The sequence below is a fragment of the Dyella sedimenti genome (genome assembly GCF_022760995.1).
GTDB lineage: Bacteria > Pseudomonadota > Gammaproteobacteria > Xanthomonadales > Rhodanobacteraceae > Dyella > Dyella sedimenti.
Window position 1 is genome coordinate 22,824 of record NZ_JAKWJO010000011.1, and the last position, 22,259, is coordinate 45,082.

Here is a 22,259-nt window from a genome sequence, read left to right on the forward strand (position 1 = left end):
GGCGACTGGGTCCCGGCCTGCGCCGGGACGACGATCGTTCTCAGTTGCGCAGCGGCTTGCCGGTGGTCATGGTGTGGGCGATGCGGGCCTGGGTCTTCTCCGTCTTGGCCAGCTCCACGAAGTGCTTGCGTTCCAGTGCGAGCAGCCATTCCTCATCGACCTGCGAACCGCGCTCGATGGTGCCGCCGCACAGCGTGTCCGCGATGCGCGTGGCGATGGCCACGTCGTGCGGCGAGGCGAAATAGCCCTCGGCGAGGTTGGCGAGCGACGCCTGGAACGTGGCCGTGCCCACGTCGCCGGCGACCGGGATGTTGCGGGCCATCATCGGCGGGCGCCAGCCGCTTTCGGCCAGCGACAGCGCGACCTTCTTGGCGACATACAGCAGCTCGTAGGCGTTGAACACGACCACGTCGCTGTCGCGCAGCAGGCCGAGCTGCCTGGCTTCCAGCGCGCTGCCCGAGACCTTGGCCATCGCCACCGTCTCGAACACCTTCTTCAGCGACTCGAACGGATCTTCCGGGTTGGCCTTGGCGGCGCGGATGGCCAGCTCATGCAGGCCGCCACCGGCCGGCAGCAGGCCAACGCCGGCCTCGACCAGGCCGATGTAGCTCTCCAGCGCGGCCACGGTGCGGGCCGAGTGCATCTGGAATTCGCAGCCGCCGCCCAGGGCGAGGCCACGCACGGCGGACACCACCGGCACCAGCGAGTGCTTGATGCGCATGCTGGTGGCCTGGAAGTTGGCGACCATCTTCTCGAAGTCGTCGAACTTGCCGGCCTGCAGCAGGCTCAGCGCGCCCTTGAGATCGGCGCCGGCCGAGAACGGCTCGCCGGTCTGCCAGATCACCACGGCTTTGAGCTGCTGCTCGGCAACGTCGATAGCCTGCTGCACGCCATCGAGCACGCAGTCGTTGACCGTGTTCATCTTGGTCTTGAACGAGAGGATGCCCACGCCATCGTCGCCCAGCGTCCACAGGCGCACGCCGTCGTTCTCCCACACCGTGGTGCCCTGGTCGAATTTCTCGCCCAGGATCGGATCGGGGAACAGCTGGCGCTGGTAGACCGGGTGCTGCGAGCGCGGCTTGTCGGTGTTGGCGCTGGCCGAGTACGAACCGTTCTTGCCGTGCACGCCAGTGCGGCCGTCGGTGACCCACGCCGGCAGCGGCGCCTTGCTCATGGCCTTGCCGGCGGCGATGTCCTCGGCGATCCAGCCGGCCACCTGCTGCCAGCCGGCGGCCTGCCAGGTCTCGAACGGGCCGAGCTTCCAGCCGTAGCCCCAGCGGATGGCGAAGTCGACGTCGCGCGCGGTATCGGCGATGTCGGCCAGGTGGTAGGCGCTGTAGTGGAACAGGTCGCGGAAGGTCGCCCACAGGAACTGCGCCTGTGGATCGCTGGACGCGCGCAGCTTGCCGAACTTCTCGGCCGGGTCCTTGATGGCGAGGATGGCGGACACCTCGTCCGAGGCCTTCTGCTCGGACGGGCGGTAGTCCTGCTTGGCCACGTCCAGCACGACGATGTCCTTGCCGGCCTTGCGGTAGAAGCCCGCGCCGGCCTTCTGGCCCAGCGCGCCTTTCTCGATCAGCGCGGAGAGCCACACCGGGGCCTTGAAGTACGCGTGCCACGGATCGTCGGCCAGGGTGTCGGCCATGGTCTTGATCACGTGGGCCATGGTGTCCAGGCCCACCACGTCCGCGGTGCGGTAGGTGGCGCTCTTGGGACGGCCCACGGCCGGGCCGGTCAGCGCGTCGACCACGTCGAAGCCCAGGCCGAACTGCTGGGTGTGGTGCATGGTGGCCAGCATCGAGAACACGCCGATGCGGTTGCCGATGAAGTTCGGCGTGTCCTTGGCGACCACCACGCCCTTGCCCAGCGTGGTGGTGAGGAAGGCTTCCAGGCCTTCCAGCACGGTCTTGTCGGTGAGCCGGGTCGGAATCAGCTCCACCAGGTGCATGTAGCGCGGCGGGTTGAAGAAATGCACGCCGCTGAAGCGGTGGCGCATTTCCTCCGGCAGCACCTCGGCCAGGCCATTGATCGACAGGCCCGAGGTGTTGGAGGCGATGACGGCGGTCGGCGACAGGTGCGAAGCGATCTTCTTGTAGAGATCCAGCTTCCAGTCCATCCGTTCGGCGATCGCCTCGATCACCAGGTCCACGTCCTTGAGGTGATCCAGGTGCTCGTCGTAGTTGGCCGGAATGATCGCGGCGGCGACGGTCTTGTCGGCCAGCGGGGCAGGCGAGAGCTTCTGCAGGTTGGCGATGGCCTTCAGCGCGATGCCGTTCTTGGGACCTTCCTTGGCGGCCAGGTCGAACAGCACGGTTTCGACGCCGGCATTGGTCAGGTGCGCGGCGATCTGCGCGCCCATGACGCCGGCGCCCAGCACCGCGGCCTTGCGGATGCGCAGCGCTGCCTTGGGGGTGGATGGAGCGGTCATTGGTTTCTCCGTAGTGCGAGACACAGTGAAGGTAAACAGGAGCCCGGTAAGGGCCTGAAAGTCGGGTGCCCGGTCTTAAGAGGACTTGAGACCGGAGGCGGCGAAGCGGATCAGATGCTCGGCGGTCTGCTCACGATGGCGATGCTCGGGAACATCGCTTTTTCGCTGGATCATGCCGAAGCCGGACATGGCGTGAGTCAGGGCACCGGTCACCAGGTCCACCCGCCAGTACAGCTCCTCCTTGCTCAGGTGGGGCAGCAGGCGGGCGAACTCGGCGGTGAACTGGCGCATCACGTGGCCGTAGTTGTCCGACAGGAACTTGCGAAGGGTGTCGTCGTGCTCGGCGAAGGCCCGGGCCAGCACGCGCATGAACAAGGAGCCGTTGCCGTCGTGGGAAAGCTCCAGCGCAGGCACGATGAAGGCGGCCAGCACGTCCTCGATGGTGGTGTCTGGTTCGCCGGCGATCTTCTTCAGCGCGGCCATGCGGCGGCCGTTCAACTGGTCCAGGCGACGGCGGAACACTTCCTCGATCAGCCGATCCTTGGAGCCGAAGTGGTAGTTCACCGCGGCCAGGTTGACGCCGGCGGCGGCCGTCAGCTGGCGCAGGGAGGCCCCGTCGAAGCCGTGCCGGGCGAACAGTTCCTCGGCGGCGCCGAGGATGCGCTCCTTGGTCGGCAGGGCGGCTTGGGGGCTTGGCATGGTCCGTCGGCCTCGACGAGGAATCAAACGATCGTTTGAGCATACGCGGGTCGATTCAGGCCCGTCAAACGATCGTTCGGCGCCACCGGCGCTTGGGTTGCGTATGGGGTAGAATCTGTCAAACTTTCGTGAGCTAAATCCGTATATCTCGACGGGATTTGGCTTAACTTCCGCCGGCACGGGCCGGCCCGCCCACTCAGATACCAGTTTTATTCCGGAGCAGACCCCATGGCGCTGGAGCGCACCCTTTCCATCATCAAGCCCGATGCCGTTGCCAAGAATGTGATCGGCGAAATCTATGCACGCTTCGAAAAGGCCGGCCTGAAGATCGTCGCCGCCAAGTTGAAGCAGCTGTCGCGCAAGGAGGCCGAGGGCTTCTACGCGGTGCACAAGGAACGCCCGTTCTTCAACGCGCTGGTCGAGTTCATGATCTCCGGCCCGGTGATGATCCAGGTGCTCGAAGGCGACAACGCCATCCTCAAGAACCGCGAGCTGATGGGCGCCACCAATCCGAAGGACGCCGCGCCGGGCACCATCCGCGCCGACTTCGCCGATTCCATCGACGCCAACGCGGTGCACGGTTCCGACGCGGCCGAGACGGCCGCCGTCGAGATCGCGTACTTCTTCGCGACGACCGAAATCTTTTCGAGGTAAGTGCGTTCTTCCATGAACGCGAGAATCAAGAAGCGGCCGTCCATGGCCGCACTCTTCACCAGGAAACGCGTTTCTTGGGATGGCGTAAGGAAATAGAGGGCGGCATCGAGCCGCGAATTTGAAGATGACCGACCAGGCTGTAACCACCATCGCCACCGAGAAGGTCAACCTGCTCGATTTCGATCGCCAGGGCCTGCGCGATTTCTTCGCGCAGCTCGGCGAGAAGCCGTATCGGGCGGAACAGGTGATGAAGTGGATCTACCACCGCCTGGAAGACAACTTCGAGAACATGACTGACGTCGGCAAGGCGCTTCGAGCCAAGCTCGAGGCGTCCTGCTACGTCGGCCCGCCGAAGACCCTGTTCGACAAGGGCGCCGCCGACGGCACGCACAAATGGCTGCTGGGCATGGACGGCGGCAACGCGGTGGAGGCGGTCTACATTCCCGAGCCCACCCGCGGCACGTTGTGCGTGTCCTCGCAGGTGGGCTGCGGCCTCAACTGCCAGTTCTGCTCCACCGCGACCCAGGGCTTCAACCGCAACCTTTCCACCTCCGAGGTCATCGGGCAGATGTGGGTGGCGGCCAAGTACCTGGGTAACGTCACGCACCAGAACCGCCGCATCACCAACGTGGTGATGATGGGCATGGGCGAGCCGCTGCTGAACTTCGACAACGTGGTCAAGGCGATGAGCCTGATGCGCGATGACCTGGGCTTCGGCCTGGCTTCCAAGCGCGTCACCCTGTCCACCGCCGGCATGGTGCCGATGATCGACAAGCTGTCGGAGGTCATCGACGTCTCGCTGGCCGTGTCGCTGCACGCCGCCAACGACGAGTTGCGCACCGAGCTGGTGCCGCTCAACAAGCGCTATCCGATCGACGAGCTGGTGGGCGCCTGCCGCCGCTGGCTGGAGCGCAAGCCGCGCACCTCGATCACCTTCGAATACACCTTGATGAAGGGCGTCAACGATCAGCCCGAGCATGCGCGCCAGCTGATCAAGCTGATGCGCCGACTGCCCAACTGCAAGGTCAACCTGATTCCGTTCAATCCATTTCCTGGCACGCGTTTCGAGCGCTCGGGCGCCGAAACCATCCGCGCCTTCCAGACCCAGCTGCTCAACGCCAACGTGCTGACCATGCTGCGCCGCACCCGCGGCGACGACATCGATGCGGCATGCGGCCAGCTCAAGGGACAGGTATTGGACCGCACGCGCCGCCAGGCCGAATTTCGCAAGCGTCTGGAGGAAGGGGCCAGTCATGCGGCTTGATCGAATCCTGCTGAGCGCCGGCCTGGCCATGCTGATGGCGGGCTGCGTCACGACCACCACCACGGATGCGGGAGGCGTCTCCACCAAGATCCCGCGCACCTCCAAGGCCGAGAAGAAGGAAGAGGGCGCACGCGTGCATACCGCGCTGGCCCAGCAATACCTGGCCAATGGGGACCTGCAGGATGCCCTGGTCAAGCTCAACAAGGCACTGCAGTTCGATCCCAACTACGTGCCGGCCCACACCGTGATGGCGGTGGTGTACGAGCGCATCAACGACAACGCCAACGCGGAGCTGCATTACCGCAAGGCCCAGTCGCTGGCGCCGACCAAGGGCGACACCAACAACAACCTCGGCGCCTTCCTGTGCAAGGAGGGCAAGGCCGCCGAAGCCATCCCCTATTTCCAGAAGGCGGTGGCCGACCCGTTCTACCAGACCCCCGCGCTGGCCTGGACCAACGCCGGCGCCTGCCTGGTGGGAACCCGCGACTATGCCGGGGCCGAGGCCGACTTCCGCAAGGCCATCGACATCGCCCCGCAGAGCGGCGAGGCGTTGTATCAGCTCGCCAACGTGCTTTATCTTCAGAACGATGCGTTCCGCGCGCGTGCCTTCATCCAGCGGTTCGATGCGCTGGGCCAGCCGACCGCGGCATCGCTCAAGCTTGGCCACGACATTGAATCCAGGTTGGGCAACAGGGAAGCTGCTCTCAATTACAGCAGGCGACTGCAAAGCCAGTTCCCGGATTCGGAGCAGGCGCGCGCCCTCGACGCAACCGCACGCCAATGACATCCCAGCAGTCACATTCGGCCGATAGCGGCAACCGAGTCACCACTCCCAACGACGTACCCGACGCCACCATGGACACGGCATCTTCCACGCTGGAGACGATCACCGGAACGCTGGGCACCCGTTTGCGGGCGGTGCGCGAGGCGCGTGGCCTCGACATCGAATCCTGCGCGCACGCGCTGCGCCTGCCTACCCGGGTGCTTCGCCAGATCGAAGGCAACGAATACGGCGGCATCGACTACCAGGTCTACCTGGGCGGCTACCTGACCAAGTATGCGCGCTACCTGGACATCGACGAGACCGAGGTCAAGGCCGAGTTGGAGCGCATCAAGCCGGCTCAGCCCACGTTGGTGGCCACCGGCGGCATCTCCCATTCGCGCTATCTGCTGGAGAACTATGCGCGCGCGGCCACCTATGTGGTGCTGACCGCGGCCATCGTGGTGCCCACCATCTGGCTGGGCGTCCGTGGCACGCTGGACCGCGATGTCAGCCACTTGGCGCCGCTCGACGCCACGCCGGTGGCGCAGGTGGATGCGCCGGCCAGCGCCCGCTCGGCCGCGACGCCCGTTCCGGCGCCGGCGGCCTCCAGCCAGGACGCCGCCGTGGCCGCCGCGCCGGCGAGCCAGCCGGCCCAGCCGCCGCAGGCTGCCGAGCCGTCGGCGCAGGACCAGCAGCCCCTGATGGCGTCGATGACGCCTTTCCCGAACCTCGGTGGCGACACCGCGCACGCGACGCCCACGCCACCGGCCCCGGCCTCGTCCGATGCGGTCGGCAGCGGCGCGCACAGCTTGGTGCTGACCCTGCAGGGGGCCAGCTGGGTGGAAGTGACCGCCAAGGACGGTTCGCGCCTCGAATACGGCCTGCTGCCCGCCGGCAGCTCCAAGACCTACCGCAGCGACCAGCCCCTGGAAGTGCGCATCGGCAATGCCGGTGGCGCCCAGGTGATACTGGACGGCCAGCCGATGGCGCTGGACGGCTACCGCCGTTCCAATGTCGCCCATTTCCGCGTCGAGGTTCGCGACGGCAAGGCCGAGCCGGCCGGCGCCTGAGCGGCATGCCGGACCTGTGCGGTCCGGCGCAATCGGTTATGCTTGCCCATTGTCCGCTCGGCAGCGAGCGGGCAAGCAGGGCTGGTTTCTATTCCGCATGGCGGGTGCAGCTGCAAGGCGCCCTTGGTGTGCGGTTCCCCAAGGGTGATTGCATGGCATTTGAAGCGTACGACGAATACGAACAGAGCGAACGCGTACAGCAGTGGCTGCGGCAGAACGGCCTGTCCATCGTCGTCGGCATCGCGATCGGTCTGGTCGGCATCTTCGGCTGGCAGCAGTGGAACAAGCACAAGGCCGAGCACCAGGGCGATGCCGCCAATCTCTACCAGCAGGTCCAGGTCGCCGTGGCCTCCGGCAAGACCGAGGGCGCCGATGCGCTGATCGACCAATTGACCAAGGATTACACCGACACCCCGTACGCCATGTTCGCCATGAGCGACCGCGCGGCGCGCCAGGTGCAAGCCAAGCAGTTGGACAAGGCGCTGGAATCGCTGGGCTGGGCGGAAGGCCATGCCGGCGATCCCAACCTGAAGGCGCTGGTGCAGGTACGCATCGCGCGCGTGCTGCTGGCGCAAGGCAAGGCCGCCGATGCGCTGGCCGCGCTCGACCGCATGCCGCCCAAGAGCTACGAGGGCGTGGCGCAGGAACTACGCGGCGATGTGCTGGTCAAGCTTGGACGTCCGGATGATGCCCGCAAGGCTTACGAGGCCGCCAAGGCGGCGCTGGGCGAGAACGCGCCTCACAGCGTGCAGATGAAAATCGATGATCTGGCCGTGGCCGGGAAGCAGGGTGCATGAAACCTGAAGTGAAGAAGCGCGGTGCGATGAAGCGCGTTTGGCTGGTGGCCTTGACCTCGCTGGTGGTGCTTGCCGGCTGCCATTCGTTCAAGAAGGAAAACGTCCAGCCGCCGACCCCGCTGGCCAAGGACTTCAAGCCGACCGTGACGGTCGCCAAGGTCTGGACCTCCCGCGTCGGTGCCGGCGCCGGCGATAGCGGCGTGCGCCTGCGCCCGGCCTTCGCCGACGGCGTGCTGTACGCCTGCAGCACCGACGGCAAGCTGGCCGCCTTCGACGCCGCCAGCGGCAAGACGCTATGGTCCAAGAGCTCGCGCACCAGGGGCTGGTTCGGCTGGGGCGACAAGAAGCGCGCCGACGCGCTGTACGCCGGCGGCCCGATGGTGTCGGGCGACCTGCTGGTGGTCGGCACGCTGGATGGCCACATCTACGGCATCAACGCGAAGGACGGCAGCCCGCGCTGGGAATCGGTGGTCAACTCCGAAGTGGTCTCCTCGCCGGTGATTGCCGGCAACCTGGTGATCGCGCGTACCCAGGATGGCCGCCTGTACGGTTTCGACAGCGCCACCGGCGAACGTCGCTGGGTCTATGACCAGGACACCGTGCCGCTGCTGAGCCTGCGCGGCAATGGTCCGCTGCTGGCGGCGAACGGCGTGGTGTTCTATGGCAGCGACGCCGGCAAGCTGGTGGCGCTGCGCCTGGACAACGGCGAGAAGCTGTGGGAACAGACCCTGGCCAGTGGCGAGGGCCGCACCGAGATCGACCGCCTCGCCGATGCCGATGGTTCCATCCTGTTGCAGGGCTCCACCCTGTACGGCGCCGCCTACCACGGCAACCTGGTGGCGGTGGACGGCCCCAGCGGCCGCCCGCTGTGGGGCCGCCCGTTCTCCACCTTCACCTCGCTGGACATCAGCAACAACGCCCTCTATGGCGTGAACGACGAATCGCAGGTGTGGGCGTTCGACAAGAACGGCGGCTCCGACCTGTGGAAGAACGATGCGCTGAAGTACCGCTGGCTGACTGCGCCGGCCGTGCTGGGCGATTACGTCGTGGTTGGCGACATGGAGGGCTACGTGCACTGGCTGCAGACCGGTGACGGCGCGCTGGCCGCGCGCGAGCGCCTGTCCAAGAAGGCCATCCGCGCCCAGCCGCTGGTGGTGGGCGACACCGTGTACGTCGAGGACGTGAAGGGTCGCATCGGCGCCTATCGCCTCGGCGGCGCGCGCTGATCGCGCGCCAGGTTGCCTGAACATGCTGCCCGTCGTTGCCCTGGTCGGTCGTCCCAATGTCGGTAAATCGACCCTGTTCAACGCACTGACGCGCAGCCGCGATGCCCTGGTGGCCGATATGCCGGGCGTCACCCGCGACCGCCACTACGGCGTGTGCCGCACCGGCGCGCGTCCGTTCGTGGTGGTCGATACCGGCGGCCTTTCCGGCGTGGAGGAAGGCCTGGATGCGCTGACTGCGCAGCAGGTGCGCTTCGCCATCGAGGAGGCGAACGTACTGGTGTTCGTGGTCGACGCGCGCGACGGCCTGCTGCCGCAGGACCGCACCATCCTCGACGAGCTGCGTCGCAGCGGCAAGCCGATCATCGCCGCGGTGAACAAGACCGACGGCCTGGACCTGCAGAACGCGATGGCCGAGTTCGCCGCGTTCGGCATCGCCAATACGTTGCCGCTGGCGGCCGCGCACAATCGCGGCACCGAGGACCTGGTGGCCGCCTCGCTCGCGCTGCTGCCCGAGGACGTCCACGAGGAGATCGAGCCGGGCGAGGCGGACAGCATCCGCGTCGCCATCGTCGGCCGTCCGAACGCGGGCAAGTCCACGCTGATCAACCGCCTGCTGGGCGAGGACCGCCTGATCGTCTCCAGCGTGGCCGGCACCACGCGCGATCCCATCCGCGTGCCGCTGGAACGCGATGGCCGCAAGTACACCCTGATCGACACCGCCGGCGTGCGCCGCAAGGCGCGCGTGGAAGAGGCGGTGGAGAAGTTCAGCGTCATCAAGACGCTGCAGTCGATGGCCGCCGCCCAGGTGGTGGTGGTGATGATCGACGCGCGCGAGAACCTGGCCGACCAGGACCTCACCTTGATCGGCCACGCCATGGACGAGGGCAGGGCGCTGGTGATCGCCGTCAACAAGTGGGACGGCATGGACAGCTACCAGCGCGAGCAATGCCAAAGCGCGTTGGCGCGGCGCCTGCAATTCGTCGACTGGGCCAAGACGGTGTTCATTTCCGCGCTGCATGGCTCGGGCCTGCGCGAGTTGATGAAGGCCATCGTGCGCGCACACCACGCGGCGACCAAGGAGCTGAGCTCCTCCGAGCTTACCAAGACGCTGGAGCGCGCCTACGAGGGCTACCAGCCGCCGCTGGTGCGCGGGCACGCGCCCAAGCTGCGTTTCGCGCATCCAGGCGGCACCAACCCGCCGACCATCGTCATCCATGGCAGCCGCACCAAGCACATCGCGCCGGCCTACCGCCGCTACCTGGAAAACTTCTTCCGCAAGCGCTACCGCCTGGAAGGCACGCCGATCCGCATCGAGTTCCGCGATGGCGAGAACCCATTCGCCGGCAAGAAGAACGTGCTCACCGAGAGCCAGGTCCGCAAGCGCCAGCGCATGATCCGCGAGATGAAAAAGCGCGGACGCTGATTCGCGCGACGCGATGGTTGTGGGAGCGCACCCTGTGCGCACTGAATATCTCGGTTTATCGCTTGGATCGATGCTTGCGAGTCTCGCCTCACTGGACGGGGGGCCAGCCCGTCGTCGCGCACAGGGTGCGCTCCCACAACGTGGTGGCGAGGGGATTTGGAGCATCGCCTGCTCCGCCGTAAGCTAGCTCGATGACTAGCCTCGACCGCGATACCTGGCTGGATGCTTTACGCACCAGCATTCCCGAGATTCCTCCCGCCGAGGCCCTGGCCCGTCAGGCCAAGGGCGCGTTGCTCATCGACGTGCGCGAGGAGGGCGAGCGCACCAGCGGCGGCCCGGTCGGTGCCGTCGGTCTGTCGCGTGGCTTTCTCGAACTGCGTATCGCGCAGGTCGAGGCAAACCGCGAACGGCCGCTGCTGTTGCTGTGCGGAAGCGGGCAACGCTCCCTGCTCGCCGCCGAGACGCTGCAGCGCATGGGCTATCGCCAGGTGGCCTCGGTGGCCGGCGGTTTCCAGCGTTGGAAAGCCGAAGGCCTGCCGGTGGCCGTGGGCGCGATGGATAGCGATACCGCCGAGCGCTATGCCCGCCAGTTGCAGTTGCCGCAAGTGGGCGAGGCGGGGCAGGCGAAGCTCGGCGCGGCGAAGGTGGCCCTGCTCGGAGCCGGCGGACTGGGCGCGCCGGCCGCGTTGTACCTGGCGGCGGCGGGCGTCGGGCAGCTGACCCTTATCGATGACGACCGGGTGGAGCGTTCCAACCTGCACCGGCAGGTGATCCATGCGGATGCGCGCGTGGGCATGCCCAAGACCGAGTCGGCGCGCATCGCGCTGGCCGCGCTCAATCCGCGCGTGTCCGTCGAAACCTGCAACGAGCGCCTGCAGGCCGATAACGTCGAACGCCTGCTGGCTGGGCATGACCTGGTGATCGACGGTGCCGACAATTTCCCGGCCCGCTACCTGGTGGCCGCCGCGTCACGGCGGTTGGGATTGCCGATGGTCTATGGCGCGGTGGAACGCTTCACTGGCCAGGTGAGCGTGTTCGACCCGCGGCGGCCGGATTCCCCATGCTACCGCTGCCTGTTCCCCGAGCCGCCCTCGGCGGCGGAGGCGCCCAATTGCAGCGAGGCGGGCGTGCTGGGCGTGCTGCCGGGCATTGTCGGGCTGTTGCAGGCGACCGAGGCGCTCAAGCTGCTGCTTGGCATCGGCGAGCCGCTGGTCGGACGATTGCTGGGCTTCGATGCGCTGGCGATGCGTTTCCGCGAAACGCGCCTGCCGCGCGACCCGGGCTGCCCGGGCTGTGGGGAACAGGCCGTCTTCCGCGGCTATGAGGATATCCAGCAACTCTGCGCCGCCGCCGGCTGAGCCGGCTCAACCGAGGTCGCCGGTCACCAGTGCGTAGATCGCCGCATCCTGCGGCTGGCCGCGCAGCGTGAGCCGATGGCGGGCGATGCCTTCGAGCCTCGCGCCGGCTTTCTCGGCCACCCTGCGGCTGGACAGGTTGTCCACGGCGGCCACGATTTCCAGGCGGTGCAATTCCGGCACCTGCAGTGCGTGGCGGGCCAGCAGGCGAACAGCGGCCGTGGCCGCCCCCTGGCCCTGGCGCGACTGGCGTACCCAGTAGCCCAGGTTGGCCATGCGGTCGTCCGATTGCCAGTGATTGAGGCCGATGCTGCCCACCAATTGGTCTGCACGGTCGACGATGGCCAGGGCGCATTCGTCGCCGACGCCGTGCCAGGCCAGACGCGTGCGGGTGATCCATTGCCTGGCGTCGTCCAGGGTGTAGGAGGGGGAGCACCAGTCCTGCCAGCGGCCGACTGTGTCCATCGATTCGTGTAGGGCGGCGTGCAGTGTCTCGGCATCGCCTGGGCGGTAGGCACGCAGGCGCCAGGTGCCATCCTCGAGCACCGGTGCCGGTACCGGCGACTCCCGCTCGGGCGGCAGCAGGGAATAGACGGCGGCGGGTTGCGGCTGGCCGTGATCGATGATGCGGTTGGGCGCGATACCGTCGAAGTACGCGCCTGCCCGCTCGGCGACGCGCCGGCTGGCCCGGTTCTCCACGGCCGCCACGATCTCGATGCGTACCAGGCCAAGGGTATCGAAGGCGAATTCGGCGATGGCCTTTACCGCGGCGAAGGCAACGCCCTTGCGCTGCTCGGACTGGCGAACCCAGTAGCCCAGGTTGGCGCTGCGGCGGTCGGCATCCAGCCGGTTGAGGCAGATGTCGCCGAGCAGGCGCCCAGTCGCGCCGAAGATGCCGAACGCATACATCGTGCCCCCGGACCAGCCTTCCCGGCAGTGCGCGATGCGGGCGGCCGCATCCTCGTCGCGGTAATCGCCCTGGAGACGGGGCAGCCAGCGCCCTATGGTTTCCCGCGACTCTGCCAACGCGTCGCAGAGCGCCGGGGCGTCGCCGGCTTGCCAGAGACGCAGGCGCAGCGCGGTGGGGGTAAGCAGTTCGACTGGGGCGGGCGGACGGCTGAGGGCGGTCATGCGATCACGTTTGTGCGGGCAGGGGCGAGCCGGGATAATACGTCTCTTTGCAGGCAGGGCCGACCATGACCGCACGCATCCTCGATGGCAAGCGCATCGCGCAGGAATTGATGGAGCGGCTCGGACGACGCGTCGCCGAGCGCAAGGCCAAGGGGCTGGCCGAGCCTGGCCTGGCGGTGGTGCTGGTGGGCGACAACGCGGCCTCGTCGGTCTATGTGCGCAACAAGCGCAAGGCCTGCCATCAGGTCGGCTTCCGCTCCTTCGACTTCGACCTGCCGGCCAGCACCAGCCAGGAGGAACTGTTCGCGCTGATCGACCGGCTCAACGCCGATCCGGCGGTGCACGGCATCCTGGTGCAGTCCCCGCTGCCCGAGCATATCGACGAGGACGCCCTGGTCGACCGCATCGACCCGGCCAAGGACGTAGATGGCTTCCAGGCGGTGAACGTGGGGCGCCTGGCGCTGCGCCGCTTCGGCCTGCGTCCCTGCACGCCGCGCGGCGTGATGACCTTGCTCGGCCATACCGATCGTCCGGTGCGCGGCCAGCATGCGGTGGTGGTCGGCGTATCCAACCATGTGGGCCGCCCGTTGGCGCTGGAGCTGCTGATCGCCGGTTGTACCGTCACCTGCTGCCACAAGTTCACCCGCGACCTTGAACATTTCGTGCGCCAGGCCGACATCGTGATCGTGGCCGTGGGCAGGCCTGGCCTGGTCAAGGGCGAATGGATCAAGCCGGGCGCGGTGGTGATCGACGTGGGCATCAACCGCCTGGAGGACGGCCGGCTGGTCGGCGACGTCGATTTCGCCCTGGCGGCCGAGCGGGCCAGCTGGATCACCCCGGTGCCTGGCGGCGTGGGCCCGATGACGGTGGCCACGCTGCTGGAGAACACGCTGGAAGCGGCCGAGGCGCGCGCCCTGTTGCAGCACGGCTGAAGTCGCCTTCGACAGGGCGATCGTCGCGCCGGAGGCAACGATCCGTTCACCCGCCATGTAGCGGGAGCGTTGCATTCCGCGTATAATCTCATCTTTGCAGCGGGACTTTCGCATGCGCATCCTCGCCGAGGCTCTCACCTACGACGACGTTTACCTCGTTCCGGCCCATTCGGCCGTCCTGCCACGTGACGTAGACACCTCCACGCGGCTCACCCGAAACCTGCGCCTGAACATTCCCATCGTGTCCGCCGCCATGGACACGGTCACCGAAGCCCGCCTCGCCATCACCATGGCCCAGCAGGGCGGCATCGGCATCATCCACAAGAACATGTCCGCCGAGCAGCAGGCCGCCGAAGTGCGCCTGGTGAAGAAGTTCGAGGCGGGCGTGATCCGCAGCCCCATCACCGTTGGCCCGCAGACCTCCATCGGCGAGGTGCTGCGCCTGACCCGTGCGCACAACATCTCCGGCGTGCCGGTGGTGGAGGGCGAGAAGCTGGTCGGCATCGTCACCAGCCGCGACCTGCGCTTCGAGCGCAAGCACGAAGATCCCGTGCGCAACATCATGACCCGCCAGGACAAGCTGGTGACGGTGCGCGAGGGCGCCAGCCAGGACGAGGTGCTGCAGCTGCTGCACAAGCACCGCATCGAGAAGGTGCTGGTGGTGAACGACGACTACCAGCTGCGCGGCCTCATCACCGTCAAGGACATCCAGAAGGCTCGCGACAACCCGAACGCCGCCAAGGATCGCCTGGAGCGCCTGGTGGTCGGCGCCGCGGTCGGCGTGGGCGGCGACACCGAGCAACGCGTGGAAGCGCTGGTCGACGCCGGCGTGGACGTGATCGTGGTCGATACCGCGCATGGCCATTCGCAGGGCGTGATCGAGCGCGCCGGCTGGGTGAAGAAGCATTACCCGCACGTCGAGGTGATCGCCGGCAACATCGTCACCGGCGAAGCGGCGCGCGCGCTGCTCGACGCGGGCGTCGATGCCGTGAAGGTGGGCGTGGGCCCGGGCTCCATCTGCACCACGCGCGTCGTGGCCGGCGTGGGCGTGCCGCAGATCACCGCGATCGACCTGGTCGCCACGGCGCTCAAGGACGAGATCCCGCTGATCGCCGATGGCGGCATCCGCTATTCGGGCGACATTCCCAAGGCGCTGGCCGCTGGCGCGTCGAGCGTGATGCTCGGCTCCATGTTCGCCGGCACCGAGGAATCGCCGGGCGAGGTGGAGCTGTTCCAGGGCCGCTCGTACAAGAGCTACCGCGGCATGGGTTCGCTGGGCGCGATGGCGCTGGGCTCCAAGGACCGCTACTTCCAGGAAGAAGCGGATGCCGACAAGCTGGTGCCGGAAGGCATCGAAGGCCGCGTGCCGTACCGCGGGCCGCTGCGCAACATCATCCACCAGCTGATCGGCGGCCTGCGCGCCTCGATGGGCTACCTGGGCGCGGCCACCGTCGAGGACGTGCGCCATAAGGCGCAATTCGTGAAGGTGACCAGCGCCGGTGTGACCGAGGCGCACCCGCACGACATCCAGATCACCAAGGAAGCGCCGAACTATCGGCTGAATTCCTGAGGGCGGGGAATCGGGAATAGGAAGTAGGGAATAGTGAAGGCAGCTCCCTCGTTTCCCATGCCGTTCGAACTCATTGTGCCAGGGCGCTTCGGCGCTCTGGCTTTTTCCTATTCCCTATTTGCCATTCCCTATTCCCCGCCATGACCAACATCCATAGCGACAAGATCCTCATACTCGACTTCGGCGCGCAGTACACCCAGCTGATCGCCCGCCGCGTGCGCGAGATCGGCGTGTACTGCGAGATCTGGGCGTGGGACCACGATCCGGCCGAGATCGCCGCATTCAAGCCCAAGGGCATCATCCTCTCGGGCGGCCCGGAATCGACCACGCTGCCGGGCGCGCCCAAGGCGCCGCAGGAAGTGTTCGACTCGGGCCTGCCGATCCTGGGCATCTGCTACGGCATGCAGACCCTGGCCGCGCAGCTGGGCGGCGCCACCGAGGCGGCCGACGCGCGCGAGTTCGGTCATGCGGAAGTGGACATCGTGGCATCCAGCCGCCTGTTCGCGAACCTGAGCGACCACGAGGACGTCCATCGCCTGGACGTCTGGATGAGCCATGGCGACCACGTCTCCAAGGCGCCGCCGGGCTTCGCCATCACCGGCACTACCGACCGCATCCCGGTCGCGGTGATGGAGAACGAGGACAAGCGCTGGTACGGCGTGCAGTTCCATCCGGAAGTGACGCATACCAAGCAGGGCAATGCACTGCTCAAGCGTTTCGTCACCGAGATCTGCGGCTGCCGCACGCTGTGGACCGCCGCGCACATCATCGAGGACCAGATCGCCCGCGTGCGCGAGCAGGTGGGCAGCGATCATGTGCTACTGGGCCTTTCCGGTGGCGTGGATTCTTCCGTGGTGGCGGCGCTGCTGCATCGTGCCATCGGCGACCAGCTGACCTGCGTGTTCGTCGACACCGGCCTGTTGCGCTGGCAGGAAGGCGACCAGGTGATGGCCACCATGGCTGAGCACATGGGCGTGAAGGTGATCCGCGTGAACGCCGCCGCGCGCTACTTCAAGGCGCTGGAAGGCGTGGCCGACCCGGAGGCCAAGCGCAAGATCATCGGCCGCCTGTTCGTGGAGATCTTCGACGAGGAATCGGCCAAGGTCACTGCCGCCGGCCACGGCCAGGTGAAGTGGCTGGCGCAGGGCACCATCTATCCCGACGTGATCGAGTCGGCCGGCAGCAAGACCGGCAAGGCCCATGTCATCAAGAGCCACCACAACGTGGGCGGCCTGCCCGAGCACATGAAGCTCAGGCTGGTCGAGCCGCTGCGCGAGCTGTTCAAGGACGAGGTGCGCCGCATCGGCGTGGAACTCGGCCTGCCGCGCGAGATGGTCTACCGCCATCCGTTCCCGGGCCCTGGCCTGGGGGTGCGCATCCTTGGCGAAGTGAAGCCCGAGTACGCCGAACTGCTGGCCCGCGCCGACGCCATCTTCATCGAGGAACTGCGTGCCTGGGACCTGTACGACAAGACCAGCCAGGCCTTCGCCGTGTTCCTGCCGGTGAAGTCGGTAGGCGTGGTGGGCGATGCGCGCGCCTACGAATGGGTGATCGCGCTGCGCGCGGTCGAGACCATCGACTTCATGACCGCGCACTGGGCCCACCTGCCGTACGACTTCCTCGGCAAGGTTTCCAACCGCATCATCAATGAACTGCGCGGCGTTTCCCGTGTCGTCTACGACATCAGCGGCAAGCCGCCGGCGACGATCGAGTGGGAGTGAGTTGAGGTTCTTCGAGGACTATCGCCAGCTATCGAAAAACTGGCGTAACGTGTTGATTTATAGAAAATACGTCGCGACATCTATCGGTGGCTATCGCCAGCCAGCAAAAAAAGCTGACGATAAGACCTGCGAGCCTTTTGCAACAAGGTCAAGGAACGCGGAGCACCCGCCACAGCGGTGCAGATTCGGGACATCGTGAAGCAGGTTTATGTCTACGCCATCGCTCACGGGGAAAAGGTGGACAACCCTGCTGACAGCGTGGGTCGTCCACAATTGCCGCCTTCGTGCCGAAGGATCGCGCCCTGTCGCCGCTAGAGATCTGGCTGTTCGTGCAACAGATGGAATCGGTGGCGACCTATCCGACCATCAAGCTGGCGTTGCGCCTGATCCTGCTTCGGGGATTGAAAGACGATCTTTACGATGTTGGCTTTTGCCAGTCTAACGACGTCGGTGATCACATTGTGGTCGAACCGATATGGCGTGATCCCTTGGCACTCGCGGTGCAAGTCCGACACCCTCTGCTGACATAGCGGACCATGTAAGCACAGATGACATGCTCCTGGCTTTAGTCGCAGGCTACGACATCGGCTTGACCAATGCGACGCGTATTGAAGATTTTCGACATCCTGAAATCGTTGCTCGTCCGATAGAAGGTTAAATAATCGCGTTGACAACCTATTTATTGCGGAACGATGGTGATTTCGAGGCCGATGCTACGTTTCACTGGAAGATTTAAATCATATTTAAATGAAAATTCACAAAGCTCACAAAGCAAAAAATATTGATTCGTGAAGTTGCGCGGCATGAATGTCTGATGCTGCGTGGATGTGGTGGCACCCATGAGCTTGCTGGTGCGCCGGCTCACCTCGGGCTATCTTACGAAGTGAATCGTCTAACCCACTGTGTAAGAGGAAAGTATGAAACTTGAAAATTTGACGGACAAGATTGCGGTCATCACTGGCGCATCAAGTGGTATCGGAGAGGCGGCGGCGCGCCTTCTGGCAGCAGAAGGTATGAAGGTTGTACTCGTTGCTAGGCGTGAGGAGCGTATCCGGGCGCTTGCCGAGGAAATCGGCGAAGCAGCAGTGGCGGTCAGTGCTGACATAAGCAATGGAGACCAAGTTGCCAAGGTATTCAACCAGGTCCGGGAACAGTTTGGAGCTCTCGATTTACTGTTCAATAACGCAGGCATGGGTATCAACGGTCACTTCGTCGATTCGAGGCCGGAGGATTGGAAGACTCAGATCGACGTTAACCTTTACGGCGTGCTCTATTGCACGCATGCGGCTTTGCCTCTGATGCGTGGCCGGGCTGGTGCGATGGTGTCAACCGTATCCAGCGTTGGGGGCCGTTACGGCATCGAAGGGTGGTCGGTCTATAACGCGACTAAATTTGCCGTGATTGGGCTCCATGATGCACTCCGCAAGGAACTAGGCGGTGAAGGTATCCGCTTTTCCGTCATCGAGCCGGGAGCCGTATGGACGGAGTGGGGGCACAACGTTCCCGCAGAGGCCATGAAAAAACGGCGCGAAATGGTGGACGCGCTGACGGCTGAGGATGTTGCAAACGCGCTCGTCTATTCATTCGCTCAGCCTCCGCGGGTAATGGTCGAAGAGATGTTGATCCGGCCGGTCAAGCAACTCGTGCCCTGATATATTGTTTTCTGCTAACAAACGGGTTTTCCACACGCCGTTTCTGTCGTGTGGAAAACCTTGTTTATTGGAAGTGAATTGATGTCCTTCGGGGATTGAGTCCGGATTAAGGCATTCCTGTTCACTATTCAGGCTTTTACCTTCTTCGACGGTAAAAGCCTTCTCGGGATTGTTTTACGCGGCTTTCTCACTCGGGGTCAGTCAGGGCAGCACGGCGACGGCACGCGTCCAGCCGGCGCTGGCTCCACGGATCTTGGCTGGAAAGCAAATGACCGTGAAACCATCGGGGGGCAGGACTTCGAGATTGTGCAGCTTTTCAATCTGGCAGTAACCGATGTTGCGGCCCGCCTTGTGGCCTTCCCAGATCAGGCTGGCATCGCCGGTATCGGCAAAGCGCTTGGCCGTATGGCTGAACGGCGCATCCCAGCTCCAGCCATCCGTGCCGGCGACGCGGATGCCTTGCGACGTGAGGTGCAGGGTGGCATCGCGACCCATGCCGCAACCGGCATGGATGTAGTCGGGGTGGCCGTACCTTTCGCCGGCACGCGTATTGACCAGCACGATCTCCAACGGCGAGAGCTTATGCCCTATACGCTCCAGCTCGGCATCGATCTCATCGGGCGTCACCAGGTGGCCATCGGGAAGGTGCCGGAAATCGAGCTTGACGCCGGGCTGCATGAACCATTCAAGCGGCACCTCATCGATGGCAATGGCGCGTTTTCCACCATCCATCGTCGGGTGGTAGTGCCACGGTGCATCGATATGCGTTCCATTGTGCGTGGACAGGTTGATCTGCTCGACCGCCCAGCCCATGCGTTCGGGCAGCTGGTCGACGGTCATCCCGGGAAAGGATGCGACCAGGTCCTTCGCGGACTCGGCATGGGCCGTATAGGTGATCGCCGGACGCATGAACGGCGGATCGGAAATGGTGTCGTTGTCGAGGGTGATGGAAATATCGATGATCTTGCTCATGACAAAGCCTTGAAGTGTTGCAATGGAGGAAGTCAGGCGGTGATACGTCCCCTGAGTTCACCGAAGCCTATGGAGACGAAGCCGTCGCGGTGGCATTTGCCCGTGAAAACGACTTCGTCGCCGTCTTCGAGGAAACCCCTCCGTTCGCCACTCGGTAGCGTGATCGGCCTGGCGCCCGCGGCGGTAAGTTCCAGCATGCTGCTGAGCTGGTCCGGCTCGGGTCCGGATATGGTTCCCGTGCCGATCAGGTCGCCCGGCTGCAAGTCGCAGCCGCCGCAAGTGTGGTGAGCGACCATCTGGGCCGGCGTCCAGTAAAGGTGACGTGCATTGGAATGCAGTATTTCGACGGCTGGCATGCCTTTGCCACGCATCAGCGCTGTTTGAAGCTGTACCGACAATGCCACGTCGATGCCGCCACGCCGTTGGTCATCGGCATCCAATAGATAGTCCAGGGGAGCGGGGTCGACTGCATCCCTGGCCATGGCAGGCGTCCGGAACGGCAGCAGCGCGTCGGCCGTCACGATCCAGGGCGATATGGACGTACTGAAGTTCTTGCTCAGGAAGGGGCCGAGCGGAAACATTTCCCAGCGCTGGATGTCCCGTGCCGACCAATCGTTGAGCAGGGTAAATCCCACGATGTGTTCGCCTGCGCCAGCGATATCGATGGGCTGGCCGAGTGCATTGCCCTTTCCGATAAAAAAGCCCATCTCCAATTCAAAGTCCAATCGCCGGGAGGGGCCGAACCCCGGCCTTCCGTCATCCTCCGGTGGCCGTTGGCCATGCGGATGCTTGATCGTGCCGCCACCGACTCGTACGGATGAGGCCCGGCCGTGATAGGCGATCGGCACCCACTTGTAGTTTTTCGGCAACGGATCTTCGGGCGTCAACAAGGCGCCCGCGGCTTTGGCGTGATAGATGCCGGCGTAGAAGTCCGTGTAATTGCCTACGCGTACGGGAAGCTGCATGGCGCATGCGTCACGCGCATGCAGCAACCCCTCTCGTGCCGCACGTGTGCTTTTCGCGAGTGGTCCGTCATGGGCAAGGATGCTGGCGGCCTGACGGCGTAATTCGCGCAAGGGGCTGCACCCCAGCGAGAACAGGTCATTGAGTGAGGCGGTGATGGCGGATTCCGCGGCAATGGCCGCATCGCCGGTGAACCACCCTTTGTCATGGGCGATGCCGATGTCGAGCACGGCATCGCCAATGGCTATGCCGCAACGAGGCGAACGGCCATCCAGGCTGAATACGCCTATCGGCAAGTTCTGGATGGGGAAATCCGTGTCGGGCGCATTGGCGCTTTCTACCCAACTACGTCGATGGGGATCGTGGGTTTCGTCGAGTGTGGTCATGAAAGGTCCTGCGGAGGCAAGTTAAGCAACAGTCTTCAGGGTGCGTGTTTGAGATGCCTTGCTGCCCGGCCGGTGCACCAGCAGGCAACACAGCGCGGTGGCGAACGAGATGGCGGCGGTGAACGACCATGCGGCGGGATAGCCGAAGGTCGTGGCGATTCGACCAAAGAGCGCGGGGACGGCCACGCCGCCAATACCGACGATGGTCAGCATCAATCCGCACGCCGTGGGTACGTCGGGAAGCTGGATCGTGTCCCGGTACAGGCCAGGCACGGCGATCCACGCCACGAACCCGAGGATGGCCATCGAGCCGATGATCGTGGCCGCGACCTGCAAGCCTGTCGCGTCGAGATAGGGAACGGCACACAATGCCGCGCTTTCCACGAACCATGCGAGCAGGATGGTTGGCAGCACGCCCAAGACCTTGTCGGCGAGCCAGCCGCCAATGAAGGAGCCGGGAATGCCGCTGACCAGCAGCGTCACGCCAAGCGTTCCCGCTTGCTGCGGGCTCAGGCCGAGGTGAGCCTGGGCATAGGTCGGGAGTAATTCCGCCGCCGTGAAATAACTGCCATAGCCGCCCAGGAAACCCAGGCCAAGTATCCACAAGTCGCGATTGCCGAACACGCGTGCCAAGGCCGCGCGATCCAGATGATTGCCCTGGATCGCCTGCTTATGGCCCGGCGGCGTCGGAAAGACGGCCAGCATGCCGAGGAAGGTGGCCAGGCCGATGCCCGCCCCGGCCAGCAGCGCCTGTCGCCATCCGAAAGACGCGACGACACCCGCCCACGCAAAAAGCCCCAGCGCCGCGCCGACTGTGAAGGCCACGCCCGTAATCAGGCCGTTCGCGGTCACCAGTTCGTGTTCCCTGAACCACGCGGTGGTCAGGCCGATGGCGCTGCCTATATAGACGGAACCGCCCACGCCACAGACGAATCGCGCGATCAACAGCACCGGATAGGAGTGCGCCTGCGCGGAAAGCACGGTGCCGGCCGTTTCCACGGCGATGCCGAACAACATCGCAAACCGTACCCCCTTCGCCTCGGCGAGCATGCCGCCGGGAATGTGGGCGAGACCGTAGCCGGCGATGAAGGCGCCGACGATCATGCCGATCTGCGGCAACTCGAGATGCAGATCGGTCGCCAGGTGGCCAAACGTGGGAACCACGTTGAACCAGTTGAGCGTGAATTGAAGAAATGACACGAAGATGATGCTCAAGGCGAGCCAACGGTTGTTCATGATCGATTCCTCGCTCG

Annotated in this window: 18 protein-coding genes and 1 pseudogene; 13 read left to right on the forward strand and 6 right to left on the reverse strand. The window is 65.2% G+C overall.

The window, feature by feature from the left end; genetic code table 11:
• Nucleotides 1–40: 40 nt before the first annotated feature.
• Both MJ605_RS18005 and MJ605_RS18010 read right to left on the reverse strand, forming a co-directional pair.
• On the reverse strand, nt 41–2,428 hold the full coding sequence (locus MJ605_RS18005; protein WP_243042927.1) for a 3-hydroxyacyl-CoA dehydrogenase/enoyl-CoA hydratase family protein: 2,388 nt from the start codon (nt 2,426–2,428) through the stop codon (nt 41–43).
• Nucleotides 2,429–2,503: 75 nt separating this feature from the next.
• Nucleotides 2,504–3,127: a TetR/AcrR family transcriptional regulator gene (locus MJ605_RS18010; RefSeq protein WP_243042928.1), complete on the reverse strand. Its 624-nt coding sequence runs from the start codon at nt 3,125–3,127 to the stop codon at nt 2,504–2,506.
• A 228-nt stretch (nt 3,128–3,355) separates the two neighbouring features.
• Between MJ605_RS18010 and ndk the strand changes: the two genes are divergently transcribed.
• The 8 genes from ndk (at nt 3,356) to moeB (ending at nt 11,682) form a co-directional block, all read left to right on the forward strand.
• The gene (ndk, locus tag MJ605_RS18015; RefSeq protein ID WP_243042929.1) at nt 3,356–3,781 is read left to right on the forward strand and encodes a nucleoside-diphosphate kinase; all 426 of its coding nucleotides are present in this window, start codon (nt 3,356–3,358) and stop codon (nt 3,779–3,781) included.
• 124 nt (nt 3,782–3,905) lie between these two features.
• On the forward strand, nt 3,906–5,045 hold the full coding sequence (gene rlmN / locus MJ605_RS18020; RefSeq protein ID WP_243042930.1) for a dual-specificity RNA methyltransferase RlmN: 1,140 nt from the start codon (nt 3,906–3,908) through the stop codon (nt 5,043–5,045).
• Entirely contained in the window at nt 5,035–5,829 is a 795-nt protein-coding gene (pilW, locus tag MJ605_RS18025; RefSeq protein ID WP_243042931.1) for a type IV pilus biogenesis/stability protein PilW, read from the forward strand. The genes rlmN and pilW overlap by 11 nt, the downstream gene beginning before the upstream one ends.
• Nucleotides 5,830–5,900: 71 nt before the next feature.
• Nucleotides 5,901–6,878 carry a helix-turn-helix domain-containing protein gene (locus tag MJ605_RS18030; protein WP_243042932.1) on the forward strand — a complete coding sequence of 326 codons (978 nt, stop codon included), beginning with the start codon at nt 5,901–5,903 and terminating at the stop codon, nt 6,876–6,878.
• A 152-nt stretch (nt 6,879–7,030) separates the two neighbouring features.
• Nucleotides 7,031–7,675, forward strand: a complete 645-nt coding sequence (locus MJ605_RS18035; protein WP_243042933.1) for a YfgM family protein — start codon at nt 7,031–7,033, stop codon at nt 7,673–7,675.
• Nucleotides 7,672–8,901, forward strand: coding sequence for an outer membrane protein assembly factor BamB (gene bamB / locus MJ605_RS18040; RefSeq protein ID WP_243042934.1), 1,230 nt, complete (start codon nt 7,672–7,674; stop codon nt 8,899–8,901). Before MJ605_RS18035 ends, bamB begins: the two co-directional genes overlap by 4 nt.
• Before the next feature lie 22 nt (nt 8,902–8,923).
• On the forward strand, nt 8,924–10,324 hold the full coding sequence (gene der, locus MJ605_RS18045; protein WP_243042935.1) for a ribosome biogenesis GTPase Der: 1,401 nt from the start codon (nt 8,924–8,926) through the stop codon (nt 10,322–10,324).
• A gap of 191 nt (nt 10,325–10,515) precedes the next feature.
• Nucleotides 10,516–11,682, forward strand: a complete 1,167-nt coding sequence (moeB, locus tag MJ605_RS18050; RefSeq protein WP_243042936.1) for a molybdopterin-synthase adenylyltransferase MoeB — start codon at nt 10,516–10,518, stop codon at nt 11,680–11,682.
• Nucleotides 11,683–11,688: 6 nt separating this feature from the next.
• Here moeB and MJ605_RS18055 read toward each other — a convergent pair whose 3' ends face one another.
• Nucleotides 11,689–12,810, reverse strand: a complete 1,122-nt coding sequence (locus MJ605_RS18055; RefSeq protein WP_243042937.1) for a GNAT family N-acetyltransferase — start codon at nt 12,808–12,810, stop codon at nt 11,689–11,691.
• A gap of 65 nt (nt 12,811–12,875) precedes the next feature.
• On the opposite strand from MJ605_RS18055, the gene folD reads away from it, so the two are divergent.
• The 5 genes and pseudogenes from folD to MJ605_RS18080 all read left to right on the forward strand — a co-directional run bounded on the left by folD (nt 12,876) and on the right by MJ605_RS18080 (nt 18,685).
• Entirely contained in the window at nt 12,876–13,742 is an 867-nt protein-coding gene (gene folD, locus MJ605_RS18060) for a bifunctional methylenetetrahydrofolate dehydrogenase/methenyltetrahydrofolate cyclohydrolase FolD (protein ID WP_243042938.1), read from the forward strand.
• 112 nt (nt 13,743–13,854) lie between these two features.
• Nucleotides 13,855–15,312 carry an IMP dehydrogenase gene (gene guaB / locus MJ605_RS18065; protein WP_243042939.1) on the forward strand — a complete coding sequence of 486 codons (1,458 nt, stop codon included), beginning with the start codon at nt 13,855–13,857 and terminating at the stop codon, nt 15,310–15,312.
• A gap of 140 nt (nt 15,313–15,452) precedes the next feature.
• The gene (gene guaA / locus MJ605_RS18070; protein ID WP_243042940.1) at nt 15,453–17,033 is read left to right on the forward strand and encodes a glutamine-hydrolyzing GMP synthase; all 1,581 of its coding nucleotides are present in this window, start codon (nt 15,453–15,455) and stop codon (nt 17,031–17,033) included.
• Nucleotides 17,034–17,156: 123 nt separating this feature from the next.
• Nucleotides 17,157–17,428: pseudogene (locus tag MJ605_RS18075) on the forward strand (phage integrase central domain-containing protein); the annotation flags it as partial.
• Between the two features lie 522 nt (nt 17,429–17,950).
• Complete coding sequence (locus MJ605_RS18080; protein WP_243042941.1) at nt 17,951–18,685, forward strand: SDR family oxidoreductase; 735 nt, start codon at nt 17,951–17,953, stop codon at nt 18,683–18,685.
• A gap of 201 nt (nt 18,686–18,886) precedes the next feature.
• Here the strand turns inward: MJ605_RS18080 and MJ605_RS18085 are convergent, their stop codons facing one another.
• From MJ605_RS18085 to MJ605_RS18095, 3 genes are read right to left on the reverse strand one after another with little or no spacing between them, the layout of a single operon-like run.
• Nucleotides 18,887–19,657, reverse strand: a complete 771-nt coding sequence (locus MJ605_RS18085; protein WP_243042942.1) for a cyclase family protein — start codon at nt 19,655–19,657, stop codon at nt 18,887–18,889.
• 32 nt (nt 19,658–19,689) lie between these two features.
• A complete protein-coding gene (fahA, locus tag MJ605_RS18090) occupies nt 19,690–21,006 on the reverse strand; it encodes a fumarylacetoacetase (protein WP_243042943.1) in 1,317 nt (438 codons plus the stop codon).
• Between the two features lie 21 nt (nt 21,007–21,027).
• Entirely contained in the window at nt 21,028–22,242 is a 1,215-nt protein-coding gene (locus MJ605_RS18095; protein ID WP_243042944.1) for an MFS transporter, read from the reverse strand.
• Between the last annotated feature and the right edge of the window lie 17 nt (nt 22,243–22,259).